At 53.4% G+C, this 26,391-nt stretch carries 24 protein-coding genes; 17 read left to right on the top strand and 7 right to left on the bottom strand.

What is annotated here, in order from left to right; genetic code table 11:
- Positions 1-81: 81 nt before the first annotated feature.
- Positions 82-462, top strand: a complete 381-nt coding sequence (locus GFB57_RS01920; RefSeq protein ID WP_003025698.1) for a helix-turn-helix domain-containing protein — start codon at positions 82-84, stop codon at positions 460-462.
- Between the two features lie 97 nt (positions 463-559).
- Here GFB57_RS01920 and cpdB read toward each other — a convergent pair whose 3' ends face one another.
- Entirely contained in the window at positions 560-2,503 is a 1,944-nt protein-coding gene (cpdB, locus tag GFB57_RS01915; protein ID WP_008323021.1) for a 2',3'-cyclic-nucleotide 2'-phosphodiesterase, read from the bottom strand.
- A gap of 188 nt (positions 2,504-2,691) precedes the next feature.
- Here cpdB and cysQ point away from each other — a divergent pair, with 188 nt between their 5' ends.
- Complete coding sequence (cysQ, locus tag GFB57_RS01910; protein ID WP_003025705.1) at positions 2,692-3,432, top strand: 3'(2'),5'-bisphosphate nucleotidase CysQ; 741 nt, start codon at positions 2,692-2,694, stop codon at positions 3,430-3,432.
- Here cysQ and GFB57_RS01905 read toward each other — a convergent pair.
- Positions 3,422-3,979: a YtfJ family protein gene (locus GFB57_RS01905; protein ID WP_003025707.1), complete on the bottom strand. Its 558-nt coding sequence runs from the start codon at positions 3,977-3,979 to the stop codon at positions 3,422-3,424. The two genes, cysQ and GFB57_RS01905, sit on opposite strands and share 11 nt — an antisense overlap.
- A gap of 328 nt (positions 3,980-4,307) precedes the next feature.
- Between GFB57_RS01905 and GFB57_RS01900 the strand changes: the two genes are divergently transcribed.
- A complete protein-coding gene (locus GFB57_RS01900) occupies positions 4,308-4,514 on the top strand; it encodes a DUF1107 domain-containing protein (protein WP_003025710.1) in 207 nt (68 codons plus the stop codon).
- 66 nt (positions 4,515-4,580) lie between these two features.
- Here the strand turns inward: GFB57_RS01900 and GFB57_RS01895 are convergent, their stop codons facing one another.
- Both GFB57_RS01895 and msrA read right to left on the bottom strand, forming a co-directional pair.
- Positions 4,581-5,921, bottom strand: coding sequence for a hemolysin family protein (locus GFB57_RS01895; RefSeq protein ID WP_003025713.1), 1,341 nt, complete (start codon positions 5,919-5,921; stop codon positions 4,581-4,583).
- A gap of 274 nt (positions 5,922-6,195) precedes the next feature.
- A complete protein-coding gene (gene msrA, locus GFB57_RS01890) occupies positions 6,196-6,834 on the bottom strand; it encodes a peptide-methionine (S)-S-oxide reductase MsrA (RefSeq protein WP_003025715.1) in 639 nt (212 codons plus the stop codon).
- Positions 6,835-7,046: 212 nt separating this feature from the next.
- Between msrA and tamA the strand changes: the two genes are divergently transcribed.
- Genes tamA through GFB57_RS01875 form a run of 3 tightly spaced genes read left to right on the top strand, consistent with a single transcriptional unit; the run spans position 7,047 to position 12,900 of the window.
- Entirely contained in the window at positions 7,047-8,780 is a 1,734-nt protein-coding gene (gene tamA / locus GFB57_RS01885; RefSeq protein ID WP_003025718.1) for an autotransporter assembly complex protein TamA, read from the top strand.
- Positions 8,777-12,553, top strand: coding sequence for an autotransporter assembly complex protein TamB (tamB, locus tag GFB57_RS01880; RefSeq protein WP_003025720.1), 3,777 nt, complete (start codon positions 8,777-8,779; stop codon positions 12,551-12,553). Before tamA ends, tamB begins: the two co-directional genes overlap by 4 nt.
- 2 nt (positions 12,554-12,555) lie before the next feature.
- Complete coding sequence (locus tag GFB57_RS01875) at positions 12,556-12,900, top strand: gamma-glutamylcyclotransferase (protein ID WP_003025723.1); 345 nt, start codon at positions 12,556-12,558, stop codon at positions 12,898-12,900.
- 104 nt (positions 12,901-13,004) lie between these two features.
- Here GFB57_RS01875 and ppa read toward each other — a convergent pair whose 3' ends face one another.
- A complete protein-coding gene (gene ppa, locus GFB57_RS01870; RefSeq protein ID WP_003025726.1) occupies positions 13,005-13,532 on the bottom strand; it encodes an inorganic diphosphatase in 528 nt (175 codons plus the stop codon).
- Positions 13,533-13,841: 309 nt separating this feature from the next.
- Here ppa and ytfQ point away from each other — a divergent pair, with 309 nt between their 5' ends.
- The 5 genes from ytfQ to GFB57_RS01845 all read left to right on the top strand — a co-directional run bounded on the left by ytfQ (position 13,842) and on the right by GFB57_RS01845 (position 19,643).
- Positions 13,842-14,798, top strand: coding sequence for a galactofuranose ABC transporter substrate-binding protein YtfQ (ytfQ, locus tag GFB57_RS01865; protein ID WP_003025728.1), 957 nt, complete (start codon positions 13,842-13,844; stop codon positions 14,796-14,798).
- 102 nt (positions 14,799-14,900) lie between these two features.
- A complete protein-coding gene (gene ytfR, locus GFB57_RS01860; RefSeq protein WP_003025730.1) occupies positions 14,901-16,403 on the top strand; it encodes a galactofuranose ABC transporter, ATP-binding protein YtfR in 1,503 nt (500 codons plus the stop codon).
- A gap of 13 nt (positions 16,404-16,416) precedes the next feature.
- The gene (ytfT, locus tag GFB57_RS01855) at positions 16,417-17,439 is read left to right on the top strand and encodes a galactofuranose ABC transporter, ATP-binding protein YtfT (RefSeq protein ID WP_008323019.1); all 1,023 of its coding nucleotides are present in this window, start codon (positions 16,417-16,419) and stop codon (positions 17,437-17,439) included.
- The gene (gene yjfF, locus GFB57_RS01850; RefSeq protein ID WP_003025736.1) at positions 17,426-18,427 is read left to right on the top strand and encodes a galactofuranose ABC transporter, permease protein YjfF; all 1,002 of its coding nucleotides are present in this window, start codon (positions 17,426-17,428) and stop codon (positions 18,425-18,427) included. Before ytfT ends, yjfF begins: the two co-directional genes overlap by 14 nt.
- 103 nt (positions 18,428-18,530) lie before the next feature.
- Positions 18,531-19,643 (top strand): methyl-accepting chemotaxis protein, encoded by a 1,113-nt coding sequence (locus GFB57_RS01845; protein ID WP_003025738.1) that lies wholly within the window; start codon positions 18,531-18,533, stop codon positions 19,641-19,643.
- A 114-nt stretch (positions 19,644-19,757) separates the two neighbouring features.
- On the opposite strand, the gene fbp is transcribed toward GFB57_RS01845, so the two are convergent.
- A complete protein-coding gene (fbp, locus tag GFB57_RS01840) occupies positions 19,758-20,756 on the bottom strand; it encodes a class 1 fructose-bisphosphatase (protein ID WP_003025742.1) in 999 nt (332 codons plus the stop codon).
- 175 nt (positions 20,757-20,931) lie between these two features.
- Here fbp and mpl point away from each other — a divergent pair, with 175 nt between their 5' ends.
- Both mpl and GFB57_RS01830 read left to right on the top strand, forming a co-directional pair.
- Complete coding sequence (mpl, locus tag GFB57_RS01835; RefSeq protein ID WP_003025745.1) at positions 20,932-22,311, top strand: UDP-N-acetylmuramate:L-alanyl-gamma-D-glutamyl-meso-diaminopimelate ligase; 1,380 nt, start codon at positions 20,932-20,934, stop codon at positions 22,309-22,311.
- 69 nt (positions 22,312-22,380) lie between these two features.
- The gene (locus GFB57_RS01830) at positions 22,381-22,905 is read left to right on the top strand and encodes a GNAT family N-acetyltransferase (RefSeq protein ID WP_032932826.1); all 525 of its coding nucleotides are present in this window, start codon (positions 22,381-22,383) and stop codon (positions 22,903-22,905) included.
- 37 nt (positions 22,906-22,942) lie between these two features.
- Here the strand turns inward: GFB57_RS01830 and yjgA are convergent, their stop codons facing one another.
- On the bottom strand, positions 22,943-23,494 hold the full coding sequence (gene yjgA / locus GFB57_RS01825) for a ribosome biogenesis factor YjgA (protein WP_003025750.1): 552 nt from the start codon (positions 23,492-23,494) through the stop codon (positions 22,943-22,945).
- A 95-nt stretch (positions 23,495-23,589) separates the two neighbouring features.
- On the opposite strand from yjgA, the gene pmbA reads away from it, so the two are divergent.
- The 4 genes from pmbA (at position 23,590) to GFB57_RS01805 (ending at position 26,389) form a co-directional block, all read left to right on the top strand.
- Positions 23,590-24,942: a metalloprotease PmbA gene (pmbA, locus tag GFB57_RS01820; RefSeq protein WP_003830385.1), complete on the top strand. Its 1,353-nt coding sequence runs from the start codon at positions 23,590-23,592 to the stop codon at positions 24,940-24,942.
- 46 nt (positions 24,943-24,988) lie between these two features.
- Positions 24,989-25,375: a cytochrome b562 gene (cybC, locus tag GFB57_RS01815; protein WP_003025756.1), complete on the top strand. Its 387-nt coding sequence runs from the start codon at positions 24,989-24,991 to the stop codon at positions 25,373-25,375.
- Positions 25,376-25,707: 332 nt separating this feature from the next.
- On the top strand, positions 25,708-26,016 hold the full coding sequence (locus tag GFB57_RS01810) for a glycine dehydrogenase (RefSeq protein ID WP_003025758.1): 309 nt from the start codon (positions 25,708-25,710) through the stop codon (positions 26,014-26,016).
- A 10-nt stretch (positions 26,017-26,026) separates the two neighbouring features.
- On the top strand, positions 26,027-26,389 hold the full coding sequence (locus tag GFB57_RS01805; RefSeq protein WP_003025760.1) for an SFCGS family glycine-rich protein: 363 nt from the start codon (positions 26,027-26,029) through the stop codon (positions 26,387-26,389).
- Positions 26,390-26,391 lie beyond the last annotated feature (2 nt).

Genomic DNA, 26,391 nt, shown 5'->3' with positions numbered 1-26,391 from the left:
CCTTGGTATTGGTCTTGTGTTTAATCACGCTAACACCTAAACTTACTTTTAGTAAGTACGTACAAAAAGGTTAGTATGAAAATGACAGCTTCGACGCTCTCCCAGCAGTTACGCGATGGCAACTTGTTTGCCGAACAGTGTCCCTCCCGCGAGGTGTTAAAACACGTCACCAGCCGCTGGGGCGTGTTGATTCTGGTGGCGCTGCGCGACGGTACGCACCGTTTCAGCGATTTGCGCCGTAAGATGGGCGGGGTCAGTGAAAAGATGCTGGCGCAATCCCTGCAAGCGTTAGAGCAGGACGGGTTTATCAATCGGGTGTCATATCCGGTAGTACCGCCGCACGTGGAATATAGTTTGACGCCGTTGGGTGAGCAGGTGAGCGATAAAGTCGCCGCGCTGGCGGACTGGATAGAACTGAATTTGCCGCAGGTTTTAGCGCAGCGGGAAGAGCGGGCGGCGTAAAGTATTGCCGGATGGCGGCTAACGCCTTATCCGGCCTACAGATTACTTCGACTCGTAGGCCGGATAAGACGCTATTGCGTCGCATCCGGCACGAAAATTACTTACTTAAATCCAACTGGTAAATGGCGAAACCGATGTCATCGGTCGCGACTTTTTTCAGCGGATACTGGCCTTTCTCTTTAATAAACGCCGCGGCTTTATCAGACGGTGATGTTTCAAAGCGAATATCCAGTGGCGTATCGCTGTGAATTGGCGCCAGACGCCAGTTGTTATCTGCCGCCGGATGAATTTCACCGGCACGCTTCGTCTGTGCACCAATCCACGCGGCCAGCACCGAGCGGTTTTCATCCGGAGAAGCAAACGCGATGTGGTTGTCGCCGGTTCCGGCAAACTTACCGCCGTAGGCGCGGTAGTTGTTGGTCGCGACGAGGAAGGTAGCATTCGGAGCGATTGGTTTGCCGTTAAAGGTCAGATTTTTAATACGTTCCGCTTTCGGATTAATGGTCTGACATTCCCCGTCGTAGCGGGCGGGTTGTGAAACATCAATCTGATAATTCACGCCATCAATCACGTCGAAATTATAGGTACGGAAGCCGTCCCAGTTAATCAACGACTGTGGTTTGCTGCTGTGGATATCAATCTGATTGAACTGCCCGGCGGAACATTCCAGCCACTCTTTCACCTCTTTACCGCTGGCTTTCACCACCACCAGAGTGTTGGGATAGAGATACAAATCAGCGGCGTTACGGAAGGTTAACTGGCCTTTTTCGACTTCTACAAAGCTGGCCGGATCGTTCTTACGCCCACCGACCTTAAACGGCGCGGCGGCGGAAAGTACCGGTAGTTTTGCCAGATCCGGATCGCCCTGAATAAAGTGTTCCACATAGGCTTTCTGCGCGTTGTTCACCACCTGTACGGTCGGATCATCCTGTACCAGCGCCAGATAGCTGTACATATTGTCGGCGGATTTACCGATCGGTTTGCTGACAAACTCACGCGTGGCGTCGTGATCGGCTTTCAGGATCTCAACGATTTTTTTGTCTTCTGCTGCCAGTGATTTTTTCGCTGCCGCGTCATAAATCGGACGTGCTTCGGCTTTCGCCTGGGTGACCTGCCATTTACCGCTGTCGTTATTCAGCACTAAATCCACCACCCCCAGATGATCGCCCCACATGCCCGGCATCACCGCCGGAACCCCATTCAGCGTACCTTTTGTGATATCTGCACCTTTGATGTTGGCAAAGTCTTTACCAGGGAAAACGGCGTGAGCGTGGCCAAACATAATGGCATCCACGCCTGGGACTTCACTGAGGTAATAAACGGAGTTTTCCGCCATGGTTTGATACGGGTCGGCAGAAAGCCCGGAGTGAGCAACTACCACCACGACATCGGCACCTTTTTCTCGCATTTCGGGAACATATTTGCGTGCAGTTTCCGTAATGTCGTTCACCGTCACTTTACCGCTGAGGTTGGCTTTATCCCAGGTCATAATCTGCGGTGGCACAAAACCGATATAGCCAATCTTCAGCGTCTGCTTGTTCCCTTCTTTGTCGACAACCTCAGTGTCTTTGATCAGATAAGGCGTAAACAGCGGCTTTTTGGTCTTAACGTCGATGATATTGGCGTTAACGTAAGGGAACTTCGCCCCTGCCAGCGCGTTGTGCAGATACTCAAGACCGTAGTTGAATTCATGGTTGCCGAGGTTACCCACCGCGTAATCCAGGGTATTCAGCGCCTTATATACCGGGTGAGTTTCGCCTGCTTTCAGCCCTTTGGCCGCCATGTAATCCCCGAGCGGGCTGCCCTGAATCAGATCGCCATTATCAACCAGCACGCTGTTTTTGACTTCTCCACGCGCAGCGTTGATAAGACTTGCCGTTCGTACCAGACCGAATTTTTCAGTCGGTGTATCTTTGTAATAATCGAAATCCATCATATTGCTATGCAAATCAGTGGTTTCCATTATACGCAGATCGACGGTCGCGGCATTGACGCTGGCTGCAATCAGCGTTGCCAGAAGCGTTGCACTAAACTTAATCATCAGGGGCATCCTTTTAAGATCTAAGCCACAAAAGAAAATGTATATAAATCTTCTTGCTTACAGAACTGTGAATCATGACATGAATATAGCGTTTAAAACCGCAGACGCTATCACAGTTGGCGGATCCCCTGACGATCGGGTATAAGTAAAACAACGAGTTAACACCACTGACAGAAACGAGGTGGAGAATGCTAGAACATGTATGCCAGCTTGCACGGAACGCGGGCGATGCCATTATGCAGGTCTACGATGGAATCAAACCGATGGAGATTACCAGCAAGCAGGATGATTCTCCGGTCACGGCGGCGGATATCGCCGCGCACAAGGTTATCCTCGAGGGATTACTGGCGCTGACGCCGGATATTCCCGTCCTGTCTGAAGAAGCGCCTCCTGGCTGGGATGTCCGCCAGCACTGGCAGCGCTACTGGCTGGTGGACCCGCTGGACGGGACCAAAGAGTTCATTAAGCGTAACGGTGAATTTACGGTCAATATTGCGCTGATCGAAAAGGGAAAGCCGGTTCTGGGCGTGGTTTACGCGCCGGTAATGAAAGTGATGTACAGCGCAGCAGAAGGTAAAGCGTGGAAAGAAGAGTGCGGCGTACGTAAACAAATTCAGGTTCGTGACGCGCGTCCGCCGCTGGTGGTCATTAGCCGCTCGCATGCCGATAATGAGTTAAAAGAGTATCTGCAACAGTTGGGCGAGCACCAGACCACGTCGATTGGCTCATCGTTGAAGTTCTGTCTGGTGGCGGAAGGGCACGCACAGCTGTACCCGCGTTTTGGGCCCACTAACGTATGGGACACCGCCGCGGGCCACGCTGTTGCCGCCGCAGCCGGGGCGCACGTTCACGACTGGCAGGGGAAACCTCTGGATTACACCCCACGTGAATCGTTCCTCAACCCCGGCTTCCGCGTTTCTATTTACTGAGCAATTTGTGCAGCAGGGCAATTACCTGCTGCACCTCTTCCTGCGTTAATGCGCCATCTTTTGCCCACTGCACGCGTCCGTCCTTATCGAGTACGACGATAGCGGAGCTCTCTTCATCCAGTTGCCAGGCTTTACGCGCAATGCCATTGCTGTCGACAATGAATTGCGACCACGGGTAGAGCTTCTTATTGCTCTCCAGACTGCTGCGCACAAACATACCGGAGCCGGGGATGGCGTCATCTGTGTTGACGATAGTAGTGGTCTGATATTTGTCGTGCGGCAGGTTGGCGGCTTTGATTGCCTCGATCAGTGTCGCATTTTTCTCTTTGGCGGAGGTGCGTCCGGCAATGTGTTGCACAATTCGCACTTTCCCAGGCAATTGCGCGCTATTCCAGCTTTTGTAGCTAAACTTATCGTTATCGAGAATCAGTTCGCCGCGATCGGCGATCCCCACCGGTGGTACGCGTTGGTCAGTCTCAAACTTATGTGCGGAGGCAATCATCGGCAGCAGCAGAAACGACAGCGCCAGCAGTTTTCGTAAGGTCATAGGTTTTCCTTCTTTCTTTTATTTTGCAGGTGATCCGACCACTTGGGTCTGGAATTTAATCATATGTGCGATTGATGCTTTTTCCCGCAAGCGCGATGCCAGTTTGCGGACGGGCGCACAAATCCTGCGAAAAATGAAGGCTTATACTGAAGACAGCGAAGCGTTGAAAAGATAATTCTGAATAATTGTAACCTGAAGGTAAATAAACTTATACACGCTGGAAACATCAACGAGATAGTCTATAGTCATAGGGCATTAAAATTTGCGCCTGAGGATTGTCGGACCGATTGTGGTACCGCAAAGGCGTAATGCTCAGCAGGAGACAACAATGAAAATTTTCCAACGATACAACCCGCTGCAGGTGGCGAAGTACGTGAAGATCCTGTTTCGTGGACGGTTATATATCAAGGATGTAGGCGCTTTTGAATTTGATAAGGGTAAGATTCTTATCCCAAAAGTGAAGGACAAGCTGCATTTTTCCGTGATGTCCGAAGTTAACCGTCAGGTCTTGCGTCTGCAAACTGAGATGGCTTGATCAAGTGCTATGCAGTAGTTAAAAAAACGGCTCCTGGACAGGAGCCGTTGATGTTTCTGTAAGGCGTTACGACGCCTTTGCCTCTTCTTTTGCATCTGGCAGTTTTGGTACCAGAACTGTAGGTTTGCTGTCCAGACGCGTCACCAGCAGCTGATCGATCTTGTAGTTATCGATATCCACCACTTCAAATTTGTAGCCAGAATACTTCACCGAGTCGGTGCGTTTCGGGATTTTACGCAGCATGAACATCATAAAGCCGCCGATGGTTTCATAGTTGCCGGACTGCGGGAACTCGTCGATATCCAGCACGCGCATAACGTCATCAATCGGCGTACCGCCATCAACCAACCATGAGTTCTCATCACGCGCCACAATCTGCTCTTCCAGACCCTGGCCAACTAAATCACCCATCAGCGTGGTCATCACGTCGTTGAGCGTGATAATCCCTACCACCAGCGCGTACTCGTTCATGATGACGGCAAAGTCTTCGCCTGCGGTTTTGAAGCTTTCCAGTGCTTCAGAGAGCGTCAGCGTGTCCGGGACGATCAGCGTATTGCGGATCTGTACGCCGCTGTTCAGCGCCATGCTTTGGTTCGCCAGTACGCGGTTGAGGAGATCCTTTGAATCGACATAACCAATGATGTGGTCGATATCTTCGTTACACACCAGGAATTTGGAGTGCGGATGTTCCGCCACCTTGTTCTTCAGGCTTTGCTCATCTTCATGGAGATCGAACCAGATAATATTCTCGCGCGAGGTCATTGAAGACGGGACGGTACGCGATTCCAGTTCGAACACATTTTCAATCAGCTCATGCTCCTGTTTGCGCAGAACACCCGCCAGCGCACCGGCTTCGACCACGGCGTAAATGTCGTCTGAGGTGATGTCATCTTTTCGCACCATTGGGATCTTAAACAGACGGAAAATGTTGTTTGCCAGACCGTTAAAGAACCACACCAGCGGGCGGAAGACCAGCAGGCAGAAGCGCATCGGGTTGATGATACGCAAAGCCACAGCTTCTGGCGCAATCATACCGATGCGTTTCGGGGTTAAATCCGCGAACAGGATGAACAGGCCAGTAACCAGCGAGAATGACAGAATAAAGCTTAACTGTTCGGACAGCTCTGGAGCGAAGTACTTCGAGAAAAGGCTGTAAAACGCCGGGGAGAATGCTGCATCACCGACGATACCGCCGAGAATGGCGACCGCGTTAAGGCCAATTTGCACGACGGTAAAAAACATGCCGGGGTTTTCCTGCATCTTCAAAACACGTTGTGCGTTTACGTTGCCTTCATCGGCAAGCAGTTTAAGTTTTATTTTGCGTGATGCAGCAAGCGAGATCTCAGATATCGAGAAAAACGCACTCACGGCGATCAGGCAGAGAATGACTAAAATACTGTTTAACATATCTTATCCGACCGTTCAGGTCAGATCCTCGGAAGGGAGAAGTTGATACTCGTCGTCTTTCAAGCTGCAGGTGCGTTAGCTGCACTCATTCACCCCAGTCACATAGTTATCTATGCTCCTGGGGATTCACGAGTTTGCCGCCTGCCTGCAACTCGAAATCTATAGAGTATAAATCCAATGGAATATTCAATGAAAACCGGTCCGAAGGGAGTGGACCGGTAATTTCAGAAGCTAGTATAGCGTAAGGTACTGTAAAGCCGCCAGAGGGCGGCGATTATCCTTGTGGCGGCAGGCAAACGCCAATTCCGCCAATGCCACAATATCCATAAGGATTTTTATGCAGATATTGCTGATGATCGTCCTCGGCATAGTAGAAAGGCGTTGCCGTAGTGATTTCCGTGGTAATGGTGCGCTCGTCGCCTGCGGCGGTCATAGCTGCCTGAAAACGCTCAAGGCTGGCCTGTGCGGCGGCGGTTTGTTCCGGCGTTAACGGGTAAATGGCGGAGCGATACTGTGTGCCCTGGTCGTTCCCCTGACGCATGCCCTGCGCCGGATCGTGATTTTCCCAGAACACCTGCAGCAGTTGTTCGTAGCTGATAACATGCGGGTCATAGACGATGCGTACCGCTTCGGCATGCCCGGTGTCGCCAGAACACACTTCCCGATAGGTTGGGTTTGGGGTGTAGCCGCCGGTGTATCCGGCCGCCGTGCTGTATACCCCGGGTAATGACCAGAATAAACGCTCAACGCCCCAGAAACATCCCATGGCGAAATAAGCGGTCTCCATACCGTCGGGCACGTTGGTCATCGAATGTTGGTTAACCGCATGCAGCGTTGCCACTGGCATCGGGGTGTTGCGTCCAGGTAGCGCATCTGCTTGAGTAACAAGATGCTTTCTATCAAATAAACTCATGGCCGTTCTCCCGAAATCAGTCATTTGGGTTAAGGTTGTAACGAGACGCGTCTTTGCCCACAATAAACGGCGTGAATACGTCTAGAGTTAAACATAAGAAATATTTGGGTTGTCGTCTGTTTTTCAACTCTTATTGTTGATTTTTTGTTAAGCCGAGGAACGGCATAGTATTTTTTTCCAGGGGTGGGAAAAAAGGATATTCAGGAGAAAATGTGCCACATATCCGTCAGTTATGTTGGGTGGGATTACTGTGCTTAAGTGGCTCCGCCGCCGCCGCGAATGTTCGCTTACAGGTCGAAGGATTATCAGGACCGCTGGAGAAAAACGTCCGTGCGCAGCTGTCCACGATTCAAAGTGATGAAGTCACTCCAGACCGACGCTTTCGTGCGCGCGTTGATGATGCCATCCGCGAAGGGCTAAAAGCGCTGGGCTACTTTGAGCCGACCATTGATTTTGAACTACGTCCACCGCCGGCGAAAGGCCGCCAGGTGCTGATCGCCAAAGTGACCCCCGGCGAGCCGGTGCTGATTGGTGGCACCGAGGTGATTTTGCGTGGTGGCGCGCGTACGGATAAAGATTATCTGGATCTGTTGAAAACGCGCCCGGCAATCGGCACCGTGCTGAATCAGGGGGACTATGACAACTTCAAAAAGTCACTCACCAGCGTGGCGCTGCGCAAAGGTTATTTCGACAGTGAATTTAATAAAAGCCAGCTTGGAATAGCGCTTGAGCGCCGCCAGGCGTTCTGGGATATCGATTACAACAGCGGCGAACGCTATCGCTTTGGGCATGTCACCTTTGAAGGCTCGCAAATTCGCGATGAGTATCTGCAAAATCTGGTGCCCTTTAAAGAAGGTGAAGAGTACGAGTCGAAAGATCTGGGCGAACTGAACCGTCGTCTGTCGGCGACCGGATGGTTTAACTCCGTGGTCGTCGCGCCGGAGTTTGATAAAGCCCGCAAAACCAAAGTGCTGCCGCTGAAAGGCGTGGTCTCACCGCGCACCGAAAACACCATCGAAACCGGGGTCGGTTATTCAACTGATGTTGGACCACGGGTGAAGACCTCGTGGAAAAAGCCGTGGATGAACTCCTACGGCCACAGCCTGACGACCAGCGCCAGTATCTCGGCACCAGAGCAGGTGCTTGATTTCAGCTATAAAATGCCGCTGTTAAAGAACCCGCTGGAACAGTATTACCTGGTGCAAGGCGGCTTTAAGCGTACCGATTTAAACGATACCGAGCAGGACTCCACGACGCTTGCGGTTTCCCGCTACTGGGATCTCTCCAGCGGCTGGCAGCGCGCGATCAACCTGCGCTGGAGCCTCGACCACTTTACCCAGGGTAACGTCACCAATACCACCATGCTGCTCTATCCGGGCGTGATGATCAGCCGGACGCGCTCGCGTGGCGGTCTGATGCCTGTCTGGGGCGACTCTCAGCGTTATTCTATTGATTACTCCAACACCGCCTGGGGGTCAGATGTTGATTTCTCCGTTTTCCAGGCGCAAAACGTCTGGATCCGTACGCTGTACGATCGTCATCGCTTTGTGATGCGCGGTAATCTCGGCTGGATTGAGACCGGAGACTTCGACAAAGTACCGCCGGACCTTCGTTTCTTCGCCGGGGGCGATCGCAGTATTCGCGGCTATAAATACAAATCTATTTCGCCGGAAGGTAGCGACGGCAAGCTGAAAGGGGCCTCCAAGCTGGCAACTGGCTCGCTGGAATACCAGTACAACGTGACCGGTAAATGGTGGGGTGCGATGTTTGTCGATAGCGGTGAAGCGGTCAGCGATATTCGCCGAAGCGATTTCAAAACCGGTGCCGGGGTCGGCGTACGCTGGCAATCACCAGTGGGGCCTATCAAGCTCGACTTTGCCGTCCCGGTCGGCGACAAAGATGAACATGGTTTACAGTTTTACATCGGTCTGGGGCCTGAATTATGAGTTTATGGAAGAAGATAAGCCTCGGCGTGCTGATTTTTATCCTGCTGTTGTTAGGCACGGTGGCGTTCCTCGTCGGTACCACCTCGGGCCTGCATCTGATCTTCAAAGCAGCTAATCGTTGGGTTCCGGGGCTGGAGATTGGTCAGGTCACCGGCGGCTGGCGGGATTTATCACTGAAAAATATTCGTTATGACCAGCCTGGCGTGGCGGTGAATGCCGGCGAAGTGCATCTGGCTGTGGGGCTTAACTGCCTGTGGGACAGCAGTCTGTGCGTCAACGATCTGTCGCTGAAAAATATCAATGTGGCGATCGACAGCAAAAAGATGCCGCCATCCGCGCCGGTTGAGGAAGAAGAGAGCGGTCCGCTTAATCTTTCCACGCCTTACCCCATCACGCTTTCGCGCGTGGCGCTGAACAACATCAATATCAAAATCGATGACACCACGGTTTCGGTGCTGGATTTTACCTCCGGCCTGAACTGGCAGGAAAAAACGCTGACGTTGAAGCCAACGTCATTACAGGGGCTACTGATTGCCCTACCTAAAGTGGCGGAAGTGGCGCAGGAAGAGGTTGTCGAACCGAAGATTCAAAACCCGCAGCCGGATGAAAAGCCGCTCGGCGAAACGCTAAAAGATCTGTTCTCACAGCCGGTGCTGCCGGAAATGACCGATGTCCATCTGCCGCTCAATCTCAATATTGAAGAGTTTCGCGGCGAGCAGCTGCGCGTGACCGGAGATACGGATTTAACGGTCCATAGCATGCTGCTAAAAGTGAGCAGCATTGACGGCAACATGAAGCTCGACGCGCTGGACATCGACTCGAATCAGGGAACGGTAAAAGCCAGCGGCACGGCGCAACTGACCGACACGTGGCCGGTTGATATTACGTTAAACAGCACGCTAAACATCGACCCGTTAAAAGGCGAAAAGGTGAAGCTGAAGGTCGGCGGCGCGCTGCGCGAGCAGTTGGAAGTCGGCGTCAATCTGTCTGGTCCGGTGGATATGGACCTGCGTGCACAGACGCGTCTGGCTGAAGCCGGATTACCGCTCAACATTGAGGTGGTGAGTAAGCAGGTTTACTGGCCGTTTACCGGTGAGAAACAGTTCCAGGCCGATGACATCAAACTCAAACTGACCGGTAAGATGACCGACTATACGCTGTCGATGCGTACCGCCGTGAAAGGTCAGGATATTCCACCGGCTACCATCACGCTGGACGCCAAAGGCAACGAGCAGCAGATCAATCTCGACAAACTCAGCGTTGCGGCGCTGGAAGGGAAAACCGAGCTGAAAGCGCTGGTGGACTGGCAGCAGGCGATCAGCTGGCGCGGGGAGCTAACGCTGGATGGTATCAACACCGCAAAAGCGATCCCGGATTGGCCGTCAAAACTGAATGGCCTGGTGAAAACTCGCGGCAGTCTGTACGGCGGAAGCTGGCAGATGGAGGTTCCCGAGCTGAAGCTGACCGGCAACGTGAAGCAGAACAAGGTCAATGTGAACGGTTCGCTGAAGGGGAACAGCTACCTGCAGTGGGCGATCCCGGGCCTGCATCTGGAACTGGGGCGCAACAGTGCGGACGTAAAAGGTGAACTGGGGGTTAAAGACCTCAACCTCGACGCGACGATTGATGCCCCAAGCCTGGATAACGCGCTGCCGGGGCTGGGCGGTACGGCGAAAGGGCTGGTAAAAGTTCGCGGTACGGTTGAAGCACCACAGCTGCTGGCGGATATTACCGCCCGTGGTCTGCGCTGGCAGGAACTTTCCGTTGCTCAGGTACGTGTTGAAGGGGATGTGAAATCGGCCGAGCAAATTGCCGGTAATCTTAATGTTCGCGTAGAGCGGATTGTACAACCTGACGTGAATATTGGCCTGGTGACGCTCAACGCCAAAGGCAGTGAAAAGCAGCACGAGCTGCAGTTGCGCATTCAGGGTGAACCGGTTTCCGGGCAACTGGATCTTGCCGGGAGCTTTGATCGCAAAGAACAGCGCTGGAAAGGAGAGTTAAGCAATACTCGCTTCCAGACGCCGGTCGGTCCGTGGTCGCTCAACCGGGCTATCGCGCTGGATTACCGTAATCAGGAACAAAAAATTAGTATCGGACCGCACTGCTGGAACAACCCGAATGCGGAGCTGTGCGTACCACAGACGATTGATGCGGGCGCGGAAGGGCGCGCGGTGGTGAATCTAAACCGCTTCGACCTGGCGATGCTAAAACCGTTTATGCCGGAGACAACCCAGGCCAGCGGCGTGTTCACCGGTAAAGCCGATGTGAGTTGGGACACCACCAAAGAGGGTCTGCCACAGGGGCAGGTCACCCTGAGCGGACGTAACGTGAAGGTCACGCAAAGCGTGAATGATGCACCGCTCCCCGTGGCGTTTGAAACGTTGAATCTCACCGCCGACCTGCACAATAACCGTGCCGAGCTGGGCTGGCTGATTCGTCTGACCAACAACGGACAGTTTGACGGACAGGTGCAGGTAACAGACCCGCAAGGGCGCCGTAATCTGGGCGGTAACGTCAATATTCGCAACTTCAATCTGGCGATGGTGAACCCCATCTTCTCGCGCGGTGAAAAAGCGGCAGGGATGATCAACGCCAACCTGCGGCTGGGCGGCGATGTGCAAAGCCCGCAGTTGCTCGGACAGCTGCAACTGAGCGGTCTGGATATAGACGGTAACTTTATGCCGTTTGACATGCAGCCAAGCCAGTTAGCCGTTAACTTCACAGGAACACGCTCAACGCTGGCGGGCGTGGTGCGTACGCAGCAGGGAGAAATTAACCTGAGCGGCGATGCCGACTGGAGTCAGATAGACAACTGGCGGGCGCGGGTCGCGGCTAAAGGCAGCAGGGTACGTATTACCGTGCCGCCGATGGTTCGCCTGGATGTCTCGCCGGACGTGGTCTTTGAAGCCACGCCAAGCCTGTTCACCCTTGATGGCAACGTAGATGTGCCGTGGGCGCGTATCGTGGTACACGACCTGCCGGAGAGCGCAGTAGGGGTGTCCAGCGATATGGTCATGCTTAACAACAATCTGCAGCCCGAGAAACCGCAGACCGCCGGCATTCCGATCAACAGCAACCTGAACATCCACGTCGGTAACAACGTGCGTCTTGACGCCTTTGGTCTGAAAGCGCGTCTGACGGGCGACCTGAAAGTGGTACAGGATAAGCAGGGGCTGGGGCTGAACGGCCAAATTAATATTCCGAGTGGTCGCTTCCATGCCTATGGTCAGGATCTGATTGTGCGTAAGGGCGAGCTGTTGTTCTCCGGCCCGCCGGATCAACCGTTGCTTAACATCGAAGCGATTCGTAACCCGGATGCCACCGAAGACGACGTGATCGCCGGCGTTCGCGTCACCGGCACCGCTGATGAACCGAAAGCGGAGATCTTCTCCGACCCGGCAATGTCGCAGCAAATGGCGCTTTCCTACCTGCTACGCGGACAAGGGCTGGATAGCGAGCAGAGCGATAGCGCGGCGATGACCTCAATGCTTATTGGTCTGGGGGTTGCACAAAGTGGTCAGGTTGTGGGTAAAATCGGGGAGACATTTGGCGTAAGCAATCTGGCACTGGACACGCAAGGGGTGGGCGACTCATCTCAGGTGGTTGTCAGCGGATACGTACTGCCAGGTCTGCAGGTGAAATATGGTGTGGGTATATTTGACTCCTTAGCGACACTCACGCTACGTTATCGTCTGATGCCTAAGCTATATCTGGAAGCAGTGTCTGGCGTAGATCAGGCACTTGATTTGCTCTATCAGTTCGAGTTTTAGCAATGCGAATATTTGTCTACGGCAGTTTACGAACCAAACAAGGCAACAGCCACTGGATGACCAATGCCCTGTTGCTGGGAAATTTCAGTATCGATAACTACCAGTTGTACAGCCTGGGCCACTATCCAGGCGCGGTTCCGGGAAATGGAACAGTACACGGGGAAGTTTATCGTATTGATAACGCCACGCTGGCAGAGCTTGACGCTCTGCGTACCCGTGGCGGTGAATACGCGCGCCAGTTAATTCAAACGCCGTACGGAAGTGCATGGATGTACGTGTACCAACGTCCGGTTGATGGCTTAACGCTGATTGAAAGCGGTAACTGGTTAGACAGAGACCAGTACTGATGTGAACACGCCACCTTCGGGTGGCGTTGTTTTATGTACCTGTTGCACTTGTATCAGGGCACAAAAAAGCCCCGACATGCGGGGCTAAGCATCAAAAGTAAAACTTACTTCTTCGCGCGCTCGAAGGAAGCAACGATTTCAGCTTTAGCGGCTTCAGCGTTGTCCCAACCGTCAACTTTTACCCATTTGCCAGCTTCGAGATCTTTGTAGTGTTCGAAGAAATGGGTGATCTGCGCTTTCAGCAGTTCCGGCAGGTCGGTCACATCTTTGATGTGATCGTATTCTTTGCTCAGCTTGGTGTGCGGTACCGCAACCAGTTTCGCATCTTCACCGGATTCGTCGGTCATTTTCAGTACGCCAACCGGGCGGCAACGAATCACTGAACCTGGCTCCAGCGGGTACGGAGTCGGGACCAGAACGTCTACCGGGTCACCATCCAGAGACAGGGTGTGGTTGATGTAACCGTAGTTGCACGGATAGAACATCGCGGTGGACATGAAGCGGTCAACGAACAGGGCGCCGCTCTCTTTGTCAACTTCGTATTTGATCGGATCTGCGTTAGCAGGGATCTCGATAACAACGTAGATATCTTCCGGCAGGTCTTTACCGGCAGGGACGTTGAGTAAGCTCATGTCTGTTTCCTTTAAATAAGCTATGGCAAACAAGTGGCGGGTATTATAGCCAACTCGCGCGGAATGTCTCCGCTTGTTTTCGCTTTCTCTGCGTGCATTTTCTTCTTTTCACCTCTCTCTCGTGACAGAAAAGTCCATATCTTCAGCCGCATTTTTCATAGCGAGATGAAAGCGATTACAAAGTTGTGATTAACGTTTTATTTACTTTTTTGAAGTGTGATGTAACGCAATCCGTTACATGCTCAATTGTCTATAGTTTTTTCGCAACGGTTAATTAACCAACAATAATCACCCTACGAGGACGCACTTATGTGGAAGCGCTTACTTTTAGTCACAGCAGTTTCGGCAGCCATGTCGTCTATGGCAATGGCAGCCCCTTTAACCGTAGGATTTTCGCAGGTTGGCTCTGAATCGGGCTGGCGCGCAGCAGAAACCAACGTCGCGAAAAGCGAGGCCGAAAAGCGGGGAATTACGCTGAAAATCGCTGATGGCCAACAAAAGCAGGAAAACCAGATTAAAGCAGTTCGCTCATTTGTTGCGCAGGGCGTCGACGCCATCTTTATTGCGCCGGTCGTGGCAACAGGTTGGGAGCCGGTTTTAAAAGAAGCGAAAGATGCCGACATTCCGGTCTTTTTGCTTGATCGTTCCATCGATGTAAAAGACAAATCTCTCTATATGACCACCGTCACCGCCGACAACGTGCTGGAAGGCAAATTGATTGGCGACTGGCTGATTAAACAAGTGGACGGCAAGCCGTGTAACGTCGTTGAGCTGCAAGGGACCGTCGGGGCCAGCGTGGCGATCGATCGTAAAAAAGGCTTTGCTGAAGCCATCGCCAGTGCGCCAAACATCAAAATTATCCGTTCTCAGTCCGGTGACTTCACCCGCAGTAAAGGGAAAGAAGTGATGGAGAGCTTTATCAAAGCAGAAAACAACGGCAAGAACATCTGCATGGTTTACGCCCACAACGATGACATGGTGATCGGTGCTATCCAGGCGATCAAAGAAGCGGGTCTGAAACCCGGCAAAGATATTCTCACCGGTTCTATCGACGGCGTACCGGATATCTACAAAGCGATGATTGACGGTGAAGCCAACGCCAGCGTTGAACTGACGCCGAATATGGCGGGTCCGGCATTCGACGCGCTGGAGAAATTCAAAAAAGACGGCACGATGCCTGAGAAGCTGACCATTACCAAGTCGATCCTTTATCTGCCGGATACGGCGAAAGAAGAGTTAGAGAAGAAGAAAAACATGGGCTACTAAGCCTTCATGAAAATGCCGGGGGGCTGCGCTTGCCCGGCCTACATTACGCTCTTTTGTAGGCCGGATAAGCGTAGCGCCATCCGGCGTGATGCAGGGGGAATCATGACCACCGACCAACATCAGGAAATCCTCCGCACCGAAGGATTAAGCAAATTCTTTCCCGGCGTCAAAGCGTTGGATAACGTGGATTTCAGCTTGCGTCGCGGTGAAATTATGGCGCTGCTGGGGGAAAACGGAGCCGGCAAATCGACGCTCATCAAAGCGCTGACCGGCGTTTACCATGCAGATCGCGGCACTATCTGGCTCGAAGGCCAACTGATCTCCCCCAAAAACACCGCCCATGCCCAGCAACTGGGGATTGGCACCGTGTACCAGGAAGTGAACCTGCTGCCCAATATGTCGGTTGCCGATAACTTATTTATTGGCCGTGAGCCGCGGCGTTTTGGCCTGCTTCAGCGCAAGCAGATGGAAAAACGCGCGACGGAGCTGATGGCGTCATACGGTTTTTCCCTTGACGTGCGTGAGCCGCTGAACCGCTTTTCCGTGGCGATGCAACAAATCGTCGCCATCTGTCGAGCGATCGATCTCTCCGCGAAAGTGCTGATCCTCGATGAGCCGACCGCCAGCCTCGATACCCAGGAAGTTGAAATGCTGTTCGGCCTGATGCGTCATCTGCGCGATCGGGGCGTCAGCCTGATCTTCGTCACTCATTTCCTCGATCAGGTTTATCAGGTTAGCGATCGCATCACCGTTCTGCGTAACGGCGGCTTCGTTGGCTGCCGTGAAACCCGGGAATTACCGCAAATTGAACTGGTCAAAATGATGCTGGGTCGCGAACTGGATACCCATGCGCTACAGCGTGCGGGCCGCACATTGCTTAGCGATAAGCCGGTGGCGGCCTTTAGCGACTTTGGCAAAAAAGGCACCATCGCGCCGTTTGATCTACAGGTGCGTCCCGGTGAGATCGTCGGTCTCGCAGGACTGCTGGGATCCGGGCGAACGGAAACGGCAGAGGTGATCTTCGGTATTAAACCCGCCGACAGCGGAAGTGCGCTGATCAAAGGCAAACCGCAGACCTTGCGATCGCCGCATCAGGCTTCGTGTCTGGGAATCGGTTTCTGTCCGGAGGATCGCAAAACGGATGGCATTATTGCCGCCGCTTCGGTGCGGGAAAACATCATTCTGGCATTGCAGGCGCAGCGCGGCTGGCTGCGGCCTATCCCACGGAAAGAACAAAACGAGATTGCCGAGCGTTTTATCCGCCAGCTCGGAATTCGCACCCCCAACGCTGAACAGCCGATCGAGTTTCTCTCCGGCGGCAATCAGCAAAAAGTATTGCTCTCGCGCTGGTTACTGACCAAACCGCAGTTCCTGATCCTCGATGAACCCACGCGTGGGATCGACGTCGGCGCACATGCCGAGATCATCCGCCTGATCGAAACGCTGTGTGCGGATGGTCTGGCGCTGCTGGTCATTTCATCCGAACTGGAAGAGTTAGTGGGCTATGCCGATCGGGTCATTATTATGCGCGATCGCAAACAAGTGGCCGAGATCCCACTTGCTGAACTGTCCGTACCGGCGATCATGAACGCCATTGCGGCCTAAGGAGACTATGGTGATGCCTCAATCTCTCCCTCAATCCAATCCGCCTAAACGGCGGTTCCGTTGGCCAAAGGGGATGCCACAACTGGTGGCGTTACTGCTGGTGCTGCTGGTGGATAGCCTAGTCGCCCCGCACTTCTACCAGGTGATTTTGCAGGATGGTCGGCTGTTTGGTAGCCCGATTGATATTCTCAACCGCGCCGCTCCCGTGGCGCTGTTGGCGATTGGTATGACGCTGGTGATTGCCACCGGCGGCATCGACCTTTCCGTGGGTGCCGTCATGGCTATTGCTGGCGCCACTACTGCGGCGATGACGGTGGCCGGGCACAGTCTACCGGTGGTGCTGCTTGCCGCCTTAGGCTCCGGCATTCTGGCTGGGCTGTGGAATGGGATTCTGGTGGCCATACTCAAGATCCAACCGTTTGTCGCCACGCTAATCCTGATGGTGGCCGGGCGTGGAGTGGCGCAGCTTATCACTTCCGGGCAAATCGTCACTTTCAACTCGCCCGAGCTGTCGTGGTTTGGTAGCGGCTCGCTCTTACTGTTCCCTACGCCGGTAATTATTGCACTGCTCACGCTGGTGGTGTTCTGGCTGCTGACGCGGAAAACGGCGCTGGGTATGTTTATCGAAGCGGTGGGTATCAACATTCGTGCGGCAAAAAACGCTGGGGTGAACACCCGCATTATCGTGATGCTCACCTATGTGCTGAGCGGCCTGTGCGCGGCTATCGCTGGCATTATCGTCACGGCGGATATCCGCGGGGCAGACGCCAATAACGCCGGATTATGGCTGGAACTGGATGCCATCCTGGCGGTAGTCATCGGTGGTGGCTCGCTAATGGGCGGGCGCTTTAACCTGCTGCTGTCGGTGGTAGGCGCGTTGATTATTCAGGGCATGAACACCGGGATTTTGCTGTCGGGCTTCCAGCCGGAACTGAATCAGGTGGTCAAAGCCGTGGTGGTGTTGTGTGTGCTGGTCGTGCAGTCACAACGCTTTATCAGCCTGATAAAAGGAGTGCGTGGTCATGATAAAACGTAATTTACCGCTGATGATCACCCTCGGCGTGTTTGTGCTGGGCTACCTTTACTGCCTGACGCAGTTTCCAGCTTTTGCTTCCACCCGGGTGATTTGCAATATCCTGACTGATAACGCTTTTTTAGGGATTATCGCCGTGGGCATGACCTTCGTGATCCTCTCTGGCGGGATCGACCTTTCCGTTGGCTCGGTGATCGCGTTTACCGGCGTATTTTTGGCGAAGGCCATTGGCTATTGGGGTATTTCCCCGCTGCTGGCGTTCCCCCTGATTTTGCTGATGGGCTGCGCGTTTGGCGCATTTATGGGGTTACTGATTGATGCGCTGAAGATCCCGGCATTTATTATCACTCTGGCGGGAATGTTCTTCCTGCGCGGCGTCAGCTATCTGGTTTCAGAAGAATCCATCCCGATTAACCATCCGATTTATGACACGCTCTCCAGTCTGGCATGGAAAATTCCTGGCGGCGGTCGCCTGAGCGCGATGGGGTTGTTAATGCTGGGCGTGGTGGTGATTGGCATCTTCCTTGCGCATCGTACGCGCTTTGGTAATCAGGTTTACGCCATTGGCGGCAACGCCACCTCTGCTAACCTGATGGGCATTTCTACTCGCAGCACAACGATCCGCATTTATATGCTGTCTACCGGGCTTGCTACGCTGGCCGGCATTGTATTTTCCATTTACACCCAGGCGGGTTATGCGCTGGCGGGCGTTGGCGTTGAGCTGGATGCGATTGCCTCAGTGGTGATTGGCGGAACGCTGCTAAGCGGCGGCGTGGGAACGGTGTTGGGTACGCTTTTTGGCGTGGCGATCCAAGGGCTGATCCAGACCTACATTAATTTTGATGGCACATTAAGTTCCTGGTGGACGAAGATCGCGATTGGCATTTTATTGTTTATTTTTATAGCGTTACAACGCGGCCTGACGGTGCTTTGGGAAAATCGTCAAAGCTCGCCGGTTACCCGAGTGGGTACGGCGGCAACACCAAAGTAACATCATGATTTTGCACAAAACATTTAAATACCTAAACTTTTTCCGGTTGTAGTCGATAGGTTCTGTACAGGTCTGTTTTAACCCTACAACCGGAAATATAACGATGCCAAAATCCCTTTCAATTCGATCAAGTTTGTTGGTGTTATTGTCTTTGCTGACTTTCCTTCTGTTACTGACCGGTGGTATGGGGCTATATGCCTCTACGCGTGTCATTACCTCATTGATTTATCACGGTATTATGAGTGCTGCGATGTTGACTGCTATCGCATTGCTGGCGGTTATTTGGTTTATGCTGCGAAATAAGTTTCTCAAACCGCTGGATAATATGGTTGAGCAACTGGAACGTCTGGCGACGGGGGATTTATCACCGGTTACCACGCTGTCGGCCAGCGCTGAATTCAACCGCCTGAACGCGGCAATGGATGACATGCGCCATGCGCTGGGCGACTCGGTACAACGCGTACGCGATGCCAGTTCGCAAATTGATATTGGCAGTCGTGAACTGACGGCCGGGAACCAGCATCTGGCGCAACGCACTGAATCGACAGCCACTTCACTGGAGCAGACCGCCGCCAGCATGGAAGAACTCACGGCGACGGTGAAACAGAATGCGCAGAACGCGGAACAGGCTCACCAACTGGCAAAATCGGTGTCGGATACCGCCGATCGCGGTAGTGAAATGGTGTGCTATGTGATCGAGAAAATGCGCGATATTTCCGGCAGCTCCAGCCGAATCGCCGACATCCTCAGCGTAATCGACGGTATTGCTTTCCAGACCAATATCCTGGCGCTCAACGCTTCCGTTGAAGCGGCGCGCGCCGGTGAGCAGGGGCGGGGCTTTGCGGTTGTTGCAGGTGAAGTACGTAATCTGGCCAGCCGCAGCGCCGAGGCGGCCAAAGAGATCCGCACGTTAATCAGCGATTCGCACACCCACGTAGGGGAAGGCAGCGAACTGGCGCAGCAGGCGGGCGAAACCATGGATGAGATTGCCAATGAAGTCATGCGCATGACCAAACTGATGCGTGAAATTGCCAGTGCGTCCCAGGAACAGAGTCGCGGCATAGAACAGGTGAATATTGCGGTGATTCAGATGGATGAAACGGCGCAGCAAAATGCGGCGCTGGTACAGCAGTCGTCAGCGGCTACCCGCTCGCTGGAAGAACAGTCTTCAGCGCTAATCGAAGCAATGGCCGTATTTAAGCTACAGACAGCCTAACCATGCGTAGGCCGGATAAAGGCGTTTACGCCGCCATCCGGCAATATCACCGTATTGTGCCGGATGGCACTTCGCTTATCCGGCCTGCAACGTGCTGTAGGCCGGATGTTGCGCTTACGCGTCCGGGAACTCGCGGATAAAGCGTTCTACATCTTCAACCATATGGTCGTTACCCACGAAGAAGGAGCGGCGCTGGTGCAGGCTTTCCGGGATGATATCCAGAATACGATTTTTACCGTCGCTCGCCTTGCCGCCCGCTTGCTCGGCCAGCAGGGCCATTGGGTTGCATTCATACAGCAGACGCAGTTTCCCTTCCGGGTGGCTGGCAGTGCTTGGGTACAGGTAGATCCCGCCTTTCAGCAGATTGCGATGGAAGTCGGCAACCAGAGAGCCAATGTAGCGCGAGGTGTACGGGCGCTGGGTTGACTTATCTTCTTCCTGGCAGAATTTAATGTACTTCTTCACGCCGTTCGGGAATTTGATGTAGTTACCTTCGTTAATGGAGTACGTGCTGCCTTTCGCCGGGAAGCGCATACGTTCCTGGCTGAGGCAGAATACGCCCAGAGAAGGATCGTAGGTGAAGGCGTGCACGCCACAGCCGGTGGTGTACACCAGCATGGTGGAAGAACCATAAACCACGTAACCTGCAGCAACCTGCTTGTTGCCCGGTTGCAGGAAATCCTCTTCCGTGACCGGTGTGCCGACTGGGGTTACGCGGCGGTAGATAGAGAAAATCGTACCGACAGAGACGTTAACATCGATGTTGGATGAGCCATCCAGCGGATCCATTAGCACAACGTATTTAGCGTGTTCACAGCCTTCAAAGACGACGATTTCATCTTCTTCTTCCGAGGCAATGCCCGCCACAATGTCGCGCGCCTTCAGTGCAGCTTTCAGTTTTTCGTTCGCGAACAGATCGAGTTTTTGCTGAACCTCTCCCTGCACGTTCTCAGCACCGCTGGCACCCAGGATATCGACCAGACCGGCCTTGTTGATATCGCGGTGGATGATCTTGGCGCCCAGCTTTATTGCCGACAACAAAGCAGTGAGTTCACCGGTAGCATGAGAAAACTCGTGCTGCTTTTCGACAATAAATTCACCTAACGTTTTCATAACACTTTCCCTGCAATTTATGTGGAGTAAAGCGACCGCAACAATATTAACAAATATTTCCATTGTTGCGCTTAGGTGAATCGCGCCAGCAAACTGCGGAATATCCTGAAATGCGTTTCTCACTTGCCGGACATGTGCGTAAAATGGCCCCCAGATTAAAAAAGGATAGTGACGTATGCGCATTCATATTTTGGGAATTTGTGGCACTTTCATGGGCGGTCTGGCGATGCTGGCGCGCTCGCTCGGTCATGAAGTAACCGGTTCGGACGCCAATGTGTATCCGCCGATGAGTACCTTACTTGAGAGGCAAGGCATTGATCTGATTCAGGGTTACGATGCCAGCCAGCTCGACCCGCAGCCGGACTTAGTGATCATCGGCAATGCCATGACCCGTGGTAATCCGTGCGTGGAAGCGGTTCTCGAGAAGAACATTCCGTACATGTCTGGCCCGCAGTGGCTACATGACTTTGTATTGCGCGACCGCTGGGTACTGGCGGTTGCGGGTACGCACGGCAAAACCACCACCGCCGGAATGGCGACCTGGATCCTCGAAGCCTGCGGCTATAAGCCTGGCTTTGTGATCGGCGGCGTACCGGGTAACTTCGAGGTTTCTGCGCGTCTGGGCGAAAGCGACTTCTTCGTGATTGAAGCGGATGAGTACGACTGCGCGTTCTTCGACAAGCGTTCTAAATTCGTGCATTACTGCCCGCGTACGCTGATCCTCAACAACCTTGAGTTTGATCACGCGGACATCTTTGACGATTTGAAAGCGATCCAGAAACAGTTCCACCATCTGGTGCGTATCGTGCCGGGCCAGGGACGCATCATCTACCCGGAAAACGACATCAATCTGAAACAAACGATGGCGATGGGCTGCTGGAGCGAACAAGAGCTGGTGGGCGAACAAGGTCACTGGCAGGCGAAAAAACTGACCACCGATGCTTCTGAGTGGGAAGTATGGCTGGACGGTGAAAAAGTCGGCGAAGTGAAGTGGGGCCTGGTGGGCGAGCACAATATGCATAACGGTCTGATGGCGATTGCGGCTGCGCGCCATGTGGGTGTCGTGCCTGCAGATGCAGCTAATGCGCTCGGTTCATTCATTAACGCCCGTCGTCGTCTTGAGCTGCGCGGTGAAGCCAATGGTGTGACGGTGTATGACGATTTTGCCCATCACCCGACGGCCATTCTGGCAACGCTTGCGGCGTTGCGCGGTAAAGTGGGCGGTACGGCGCGCATCATCGCAGTGCTGGAACCTCGCTCGAACACCATGAAAATGGGCCTGTGCAAAGACGATCTGGCGCCGTCGCTAGGCCGTGCGGACGAAGTGTTCCTGCTGCAACCTCCGCATATTCCGTGGCAGGTAGCCGAAGTCGCTGAAGCCTGCGTTCAGCCGGCACACTGGAGTGGCGATGTGGATGCCCTGGCAGATATGGTGGTGAAAACCGCGCAGCCAGGCGATCACATTCTGGTGATGAGCAACGGCGGATTTGGTGGTATTCATCAAAAACTGCTGGATGGCCTGGCGAAGAAAGCTCAGGCAGAAGCGGAAGAGTAAAATAACGCCAGGCGGTACAGGCATAACGTTTTTCTGGCAGGGTCGTGATTGTCTACAACGGTATTAACTATGCTCACTCGCGAAAAAATAGCGTCTACCACCTCGGCACTTTTTCTCCCGTTGGATGCGCTTTACGCTCAGTCGTTTCCCTGGCATGAGCAGCGGGAAATGCCAGCGAAACAGTTGGCGTTAAGTAACCCGCACTATGCGCTGGAAGCGTGGTTTGACGGTACGACATTTGTGGGGCTCAGCGGTTGCTGGGATTTCGGCGAATATATGTATATCGAGCATCTGGCGATTGATGGCGCGCTACGTTCGCAAGGCTATGGCAAAAAGGTGTTACACACTATTCTCACCCGTTCTCCGATGACGATTCTGGAGATTGATCCGTTAACAACGGATATCGCTAATAAACGTTTACGCTTTTATGAGTCGATGGGGTTTTGTGCGAATGAATGGCCGCATACGCATCCGGCGTATCATCAGGGGATTGCTGACCATGAACTGATTGTGCTGAGCTATCCGCACGCAATAGATGCAGAATGCTACCAGCGCTTTAATGAGGATTTGCGCCATCATGTGATGGCGTTGTAAAGGTGGTGCCCCAAGGGATGGGGCATCCTTTGCGGAATTACGCCTCGTTTTCCGCCAGTTCACGCAGATACTGGAAGATCTGGCGGGAAGATTTTGGCGGCTTGTTGCCCGCTTTTTCTTTCCTGGCGTTACGCACCAGCGAACGCAGTTGCTGGCGGTCGGCGTCAGGCCACAGATTCATCACTTCTTCGATGGCTTCATCGCTACCGTCAACCATTCGGTCACGCAGTTGCTCCAGCTTATGGAAGACAACGACCTGCTGGTTGTGACGATTTTTCAGCTTGTCCAGCGCCTGACGAATAGGATCAACATCGCGCTGGCGCAACATTTTGCCAATCAACTGCAGCTGGCGGCGGCGTCCTTCCATCTTAATACGCTGGGCCAGCTCAATGGCGGCACGTAAATCCGCATCAAGCGGGATCTTATCCAGCGCGTTTTTCCCCAGATCAACCAGTTCCGCACCCAGGCGTTTTAATTCCTCGGCATCGCGTTTAATTTCACTTTTACTGACCCAGATAATTTCATCGTCTTCGTCTTCGATGTCATCACCGGGAACGTCGTCGAGCCAGTCTTCGGGCTGCTTTGTCATTTCAGGCTCCTTAAAAAAAGAGGCTAATGTTACCAGTTAAGATGCGCACTGAAAAACGGTTCTCTGTTAGACTTCAGAGAAACTCTCTCTACATTATGGCATTTGCGATGAAAGTAATCTCACAAGTTGAAGCGCAGCGTAAGATTCTGGAAGAAGCAGTCTCGACGGCACTGGAATTAGCGTCAGGTAAGTCGGATGGCGCGGAAGTCGCTGTGAGCAAGACCACGGGTATTAGCGTCAGCACCCGTTATGGTGAAGTGGAGAACGTCGAATTCAATAGCGATGGTGCACTGGGGATTACGGTTTATCACCAGAACCGTAAGGGCAGCGCATCGTCCACCGATTTAAGCCCGCAGGCGATTGCACGCACCGTGCAGGCTGCGCTGGACATTGCACGTTACACTTCGCCGGATCCGTGCGCAGGCGTGGCAGATAAAGAACTGCTGGCCTTTGATGCGCCCGATCTGGACCTGTTCCACCCGGCGGAAGTTTCCCCTGATGAAGCCATCGAACTGGCCGCTCGTGCTGAACAGGCGGCGCTGCAGGCTGATAAGCGTATCACCAATACCGAAGGCGGCAGCTTTAACAGCCACTATGGCATCAAAGTGTTTGGTAACAGCCACGGCATGCTGCAGGGCTACTGCTCCACGCGTCATTCCCTTTCCAGCTGCGTGATCGCGGAAGAAAATGGTGATATGGAGCGTGATTACGCCTACACCATTGGCCGGGCGATGGGCGATCTGCAAACGCCGGAGTGGGTGGGGGCTGACTGTGCTCGCCGTACCTTATCACGCCTGTCTCCGCGTAAGCTGTCCACCATGAAAGCGCCGGTGATTTTCGCCAACGAAGTTGCGACCGGACTGTTCGGACACCTGGTCGGCGCGATCGCCGGCGGTTCGGTGTACCGCAAATCCACCTTCCTGCTGGATTCGCTGGGCAAACAAATTCTGCCGGAATGGCTGACTATTGAAGAACATCCGCACCTGCTGAAGGGACTGGCGTCGTCGCCGTTCGACAGTGAAGGGGTACGGACTGAACGCCGTGACATCATTAAAGACGGCGTGCTGACTCAATGGCTGTTGACTAACTATTCCGCACGTAAGCTGGGCCTGAAGAGCACTGGGCATGCGGGCGGGATCCACAACTGGCGAATTCCGGGACAAGGTCTAAGCTTCGAGCAGTTGCTCAAAGAGATGGGCACAGGTCTTGTGGTTACCGAGCTGATGGGACAGGGCGTAAGCGGCATTACCGGCGATTACTCGCGCGGCGCGGCGGGCTTCTGGGTCGAAAATGGTGAAATTCAGTATCCGGTGAGTGAAATTACCATCGCCGGTAACTTAAAAGAGATGTGGCGCAATATTGTGACCGTGGGGAACGATATTGAAACGCGCAGTAATATCCAATGTGGTTCGGTATTGTTACCGGAGATGAAAATCGCCGGGCAGTAATACTCGTTAAGGCGTTAATTTTTAATAATAAAAAAGGAAGTGAGCAATGCGTAAACACCTGTTAGCGATCGTCGCGGCTTCAACGCTGGTTCTTGGTTCTTCTGCGTTTGCAGCCGATCTCGAAGATGACATGGGGATCCTCAACGACAACCTGAAAATTGTCGAAAAAACGGATAATGCGACTGAACTGAAAGACGCGTTAACCAAAATGCGTGCAGCCGCGCTGGACGCGCAAAAAGGTACGCCGCCGAAGCTGGAAAACAAATCCCCGGACAGCCCGGAGATGAAAGATTTCCGCCACGGCTTTGACACGCTGATCGGCCAGATTGACGGCGCGCTGAAGCTGGCGAACGAAGGTAAAGTTAAAGAGGCGAAAGCCGTTGCGGAAGAGCTGAAAACCACGCGCAACGAAAACCACAAGAAGTTCCGCTAATCTGCGCTATCCGGCCTGCATACCCGTAGGCCGGATAAAATCCCCCGCTACTGCACGCCCCATAAGTAAACGCTATCCCCATCACATTTTTTCATTTTTATCGTCCATTCATTGTTCGCACTTCCTTCCATTTTGCGGCCCACTCTTGCGATCTCAATCACATTCTTCCGGTGATAAATCGTGGTTCCAGCCCTTTTTGCGGCACAGATCACTATCGCTGCACACCTTTCCACTTCGAAGTGGAAAACAACTCGCTACAAACTTATAACCTCCGTCGCTAATTTACCCTCAGAGACATTAACGGGGTAAGACGAGTGAATAACGGAGCTGTAATGAATGACATGGGGGAATCGGTGGAACTGGCCGACCGCATGCTGGCGCAGGTGTATGCCTTGCTGCGTGAACGCAACATTATTCCCAACGCCGTACAGGAACAGATGCTGACGTCGCATGTTCGCGCCATGGCGCACCGCTCGGTAACGGGTGAACCCTTACCAGAAGTCGATGCCAGCTTGTTTGATGAAATATCTGCCGAGTCAATGGCGCTTGCCCGCGACGTGGTCGCCGAGTTTGGCAATCTTCCTGAGGAAGAGGCCTGGCTGCTGTCGGTGCACTTTGAAGTCGCGAAAGACAACCTTTAAGGAGAAAAAGATGGAACAGATTACCGTAGTGATTGGCGATCGTCTGGGTAAAGGCCAGAAAGTGGCGGCAGGCGTAGAGAAAGCGGGTGGCCGTGCCGTTGTGGTGCCGGGCGTTGCAGCAGATATGAAGCTGGGTGACGTGATGAAGGCGGAAAACGCCACCTTTGGTATCTCGTTTTGCGGCAGCGGTGGTGCGGGTGCGATTACTGCGCAGACCAAATACGGCTACAAGGCGAAATACGGCATGCGTTCGGTCGATGAAGGGGTAACCGCCATCAACGAAGGGTGCAACGTACTGGGATTCGGCTTTATGGACAAAGAAGAGCTCGGCGAGCGCCTGGTGCAGGCCTGGCAAAAGAAACACGGCGATTAAGC

The sequence above is a fragment of the Citrobacter sp. S39 genome (assembly GCF_009495675.1).
Classification (GTDB): domain Bacteria; phylum Pseudomonadota; class Gammaproteobacteria; order Enterobacterales; family Enterobacteriaceae; genus Citrobacter; species Citrobacter freundii.
The sequence above is the reverse complement of the archived record's forward strand: the minus strand, read 5'-3'. Positions and strand labels throughout refer to the sequence as shown.

Excerpts from the sequence above, each read along its gene's own strand:
- ppa (WP_003025726.1), bottom strand. The coding sequence starts at position 13,532 with ATGAGCTTACTCAACGTCCCTGCCGGTAAAGACCTGCCGGAAGATATC.
- yjfF (WP_003025736.1), top strand. The coding sequence starts at position 17,426 with ATGATAAAACGTAATTTACCGCTGATGATCACCCTCGGCGTGTTTGTG.
- yjgA (WP_003025750.1), bottom strand. The coding sequence starts at position 23,494 with ATGACAAAGCAGCCCGAAGACTGGCTCGACGACGTTCCCGGTGATGAC.
- ytfQ (WP_003025728.1), top strand. The coding sequence starts at position 13,842 with ATGTGGAAGCGCTTACTTTTAGTCACAGCAGTTTCGGCAGCCATGTCG.
- GFB57_RS01830 (WP_032932826.1), top strand. The coding sequence starts at position 22,381 with ATGCTCACTCGCGAAAAAATAGCGTCTACCACCTCGGCACTTTTTCTC.
- GFB57_RS01900 (WP_003025710.1), top strand. The coding sequence starts at position 4,308 with ATGAAAATTTTCCAACGATACAACCCGCTGCAGGTGGCGAAGTACGTG.
- GFB57_RS01895 (WP_003025713.1), bottom strand. The coding sequence starts at position 5,921 with ATGTTAAACAGTATTTTAGTCATTCTCTGCCTGATCGCCGTGAGTGCG.
- mpl (WP_003025745.1), top strand. The coding sequence starts at position 20,932 with ATGCGCATTCATATTTTGGGAATTTGTGGCACTTTCATGGGCGGTCTG.
- ytfR (WP_003025730.1), top strand. The coding sequence starts at position 14,901 with ATGACCACCGACCAACATCAGGAAATCCTCCGCACCGAAGGATTAAGC.
- pmbA (WP_003830385.1), top strand. The coding sequence starts at position 23,590 with ATGGCATTTGCGATGAAAGTAATCTCACAAGTTGAAGCGCAGCGTAAG.
- GFB57_RS01920 (WP_003025698.1), top strand. The coding sequence starts at position 82 with ATGACAGCTTCGACGCTCTCCCAGCAGTTACGCGATGGCAACTTGTTT.
- msrA (WP_003025715.1), bottom strand. The coding sequence starts at position 6,834 with ATGAGTTTATTTGATAGAAAGCATCTTGTTACTCAAGCAGATGCGCTA.
- ytfT (WP_008323019.1), top strand. The coding sequence starts at position 16,417 with ATGCCTCAATCTCTCCCTCAATCCAATCCGCCTAAACGGCGGTTCCGT.
- GFB57_RS01810 (WP_003025758.1), top strand. The coding sequence starts at position 25,708 with ATGAATGACATGGGGGAATCGGTGGAACTGGCCGACCGCATGCTGGCG.
- GFB57_RS01845 (WP_003025738.1), top strand. The coding sequence starts at position 18,531 with ATGCCAAAATCCCTTTCAATTCGATCAAGTTTGTTGGTGTTATTGTCT.
- GFB57_RS01805 (WP_003025760.1), top strand. The coding sequence starts at position 26,027 with ATGGAACAGATTACCGTAGTGATTGGCGATCGTCTGGGTAAAGGCCAG.
- fbp (WP_003025742.1), bottom strand. The coding sequence starts at position 20,756 with ATGAAAACGTTAGGTGAATTTATTGTCGAAAAGCAGCACGAGTTTTCT.
- GFB57_RS01905 (WP_003025707.1), bottom strand. The coding sequence starts at position 3,979 with ATGACCTTACGAAAACTGCTGGCGCTGTCGTTTCTGCTGCTGCCGATG.
- GFB57_RS01875 (WP_003025723.1), top strand. The coding sequence starts at position 12,556 with ATGCGAATATTTGTCTACGGCAGTTTACGAACCAAACAAGGCAACAGC.
- cysQ (WP_003025705.1), top strand. The coding sequence starts at position 2,692 with ATGCTAGAACATGTATGCCAGCTTGCACGGAACGCGGGCGATGCCATT.
- cpdB (WP_008323021.1), bottom strand. The coding sequence starts at position 2,503 with ATGATTAAGTTTAGTGCAACGCTTCTGGCAACGCTGATTGCAGCCAGC.
- cybC (WP_003025756.1), top strand. The coding sequence starts at position 24,989 with ATGCGTAAACACCTGTTAGCGATCGTCGCGGCTTCAACGCTGGTTCTT.
- tamB (WP_003025720.1), top strand. The coding sequence starts at position 8,777 with ATGAGTTTATGGAAGAAGATAAGCCTCGGCGTGCTGATTTTTATCCTG.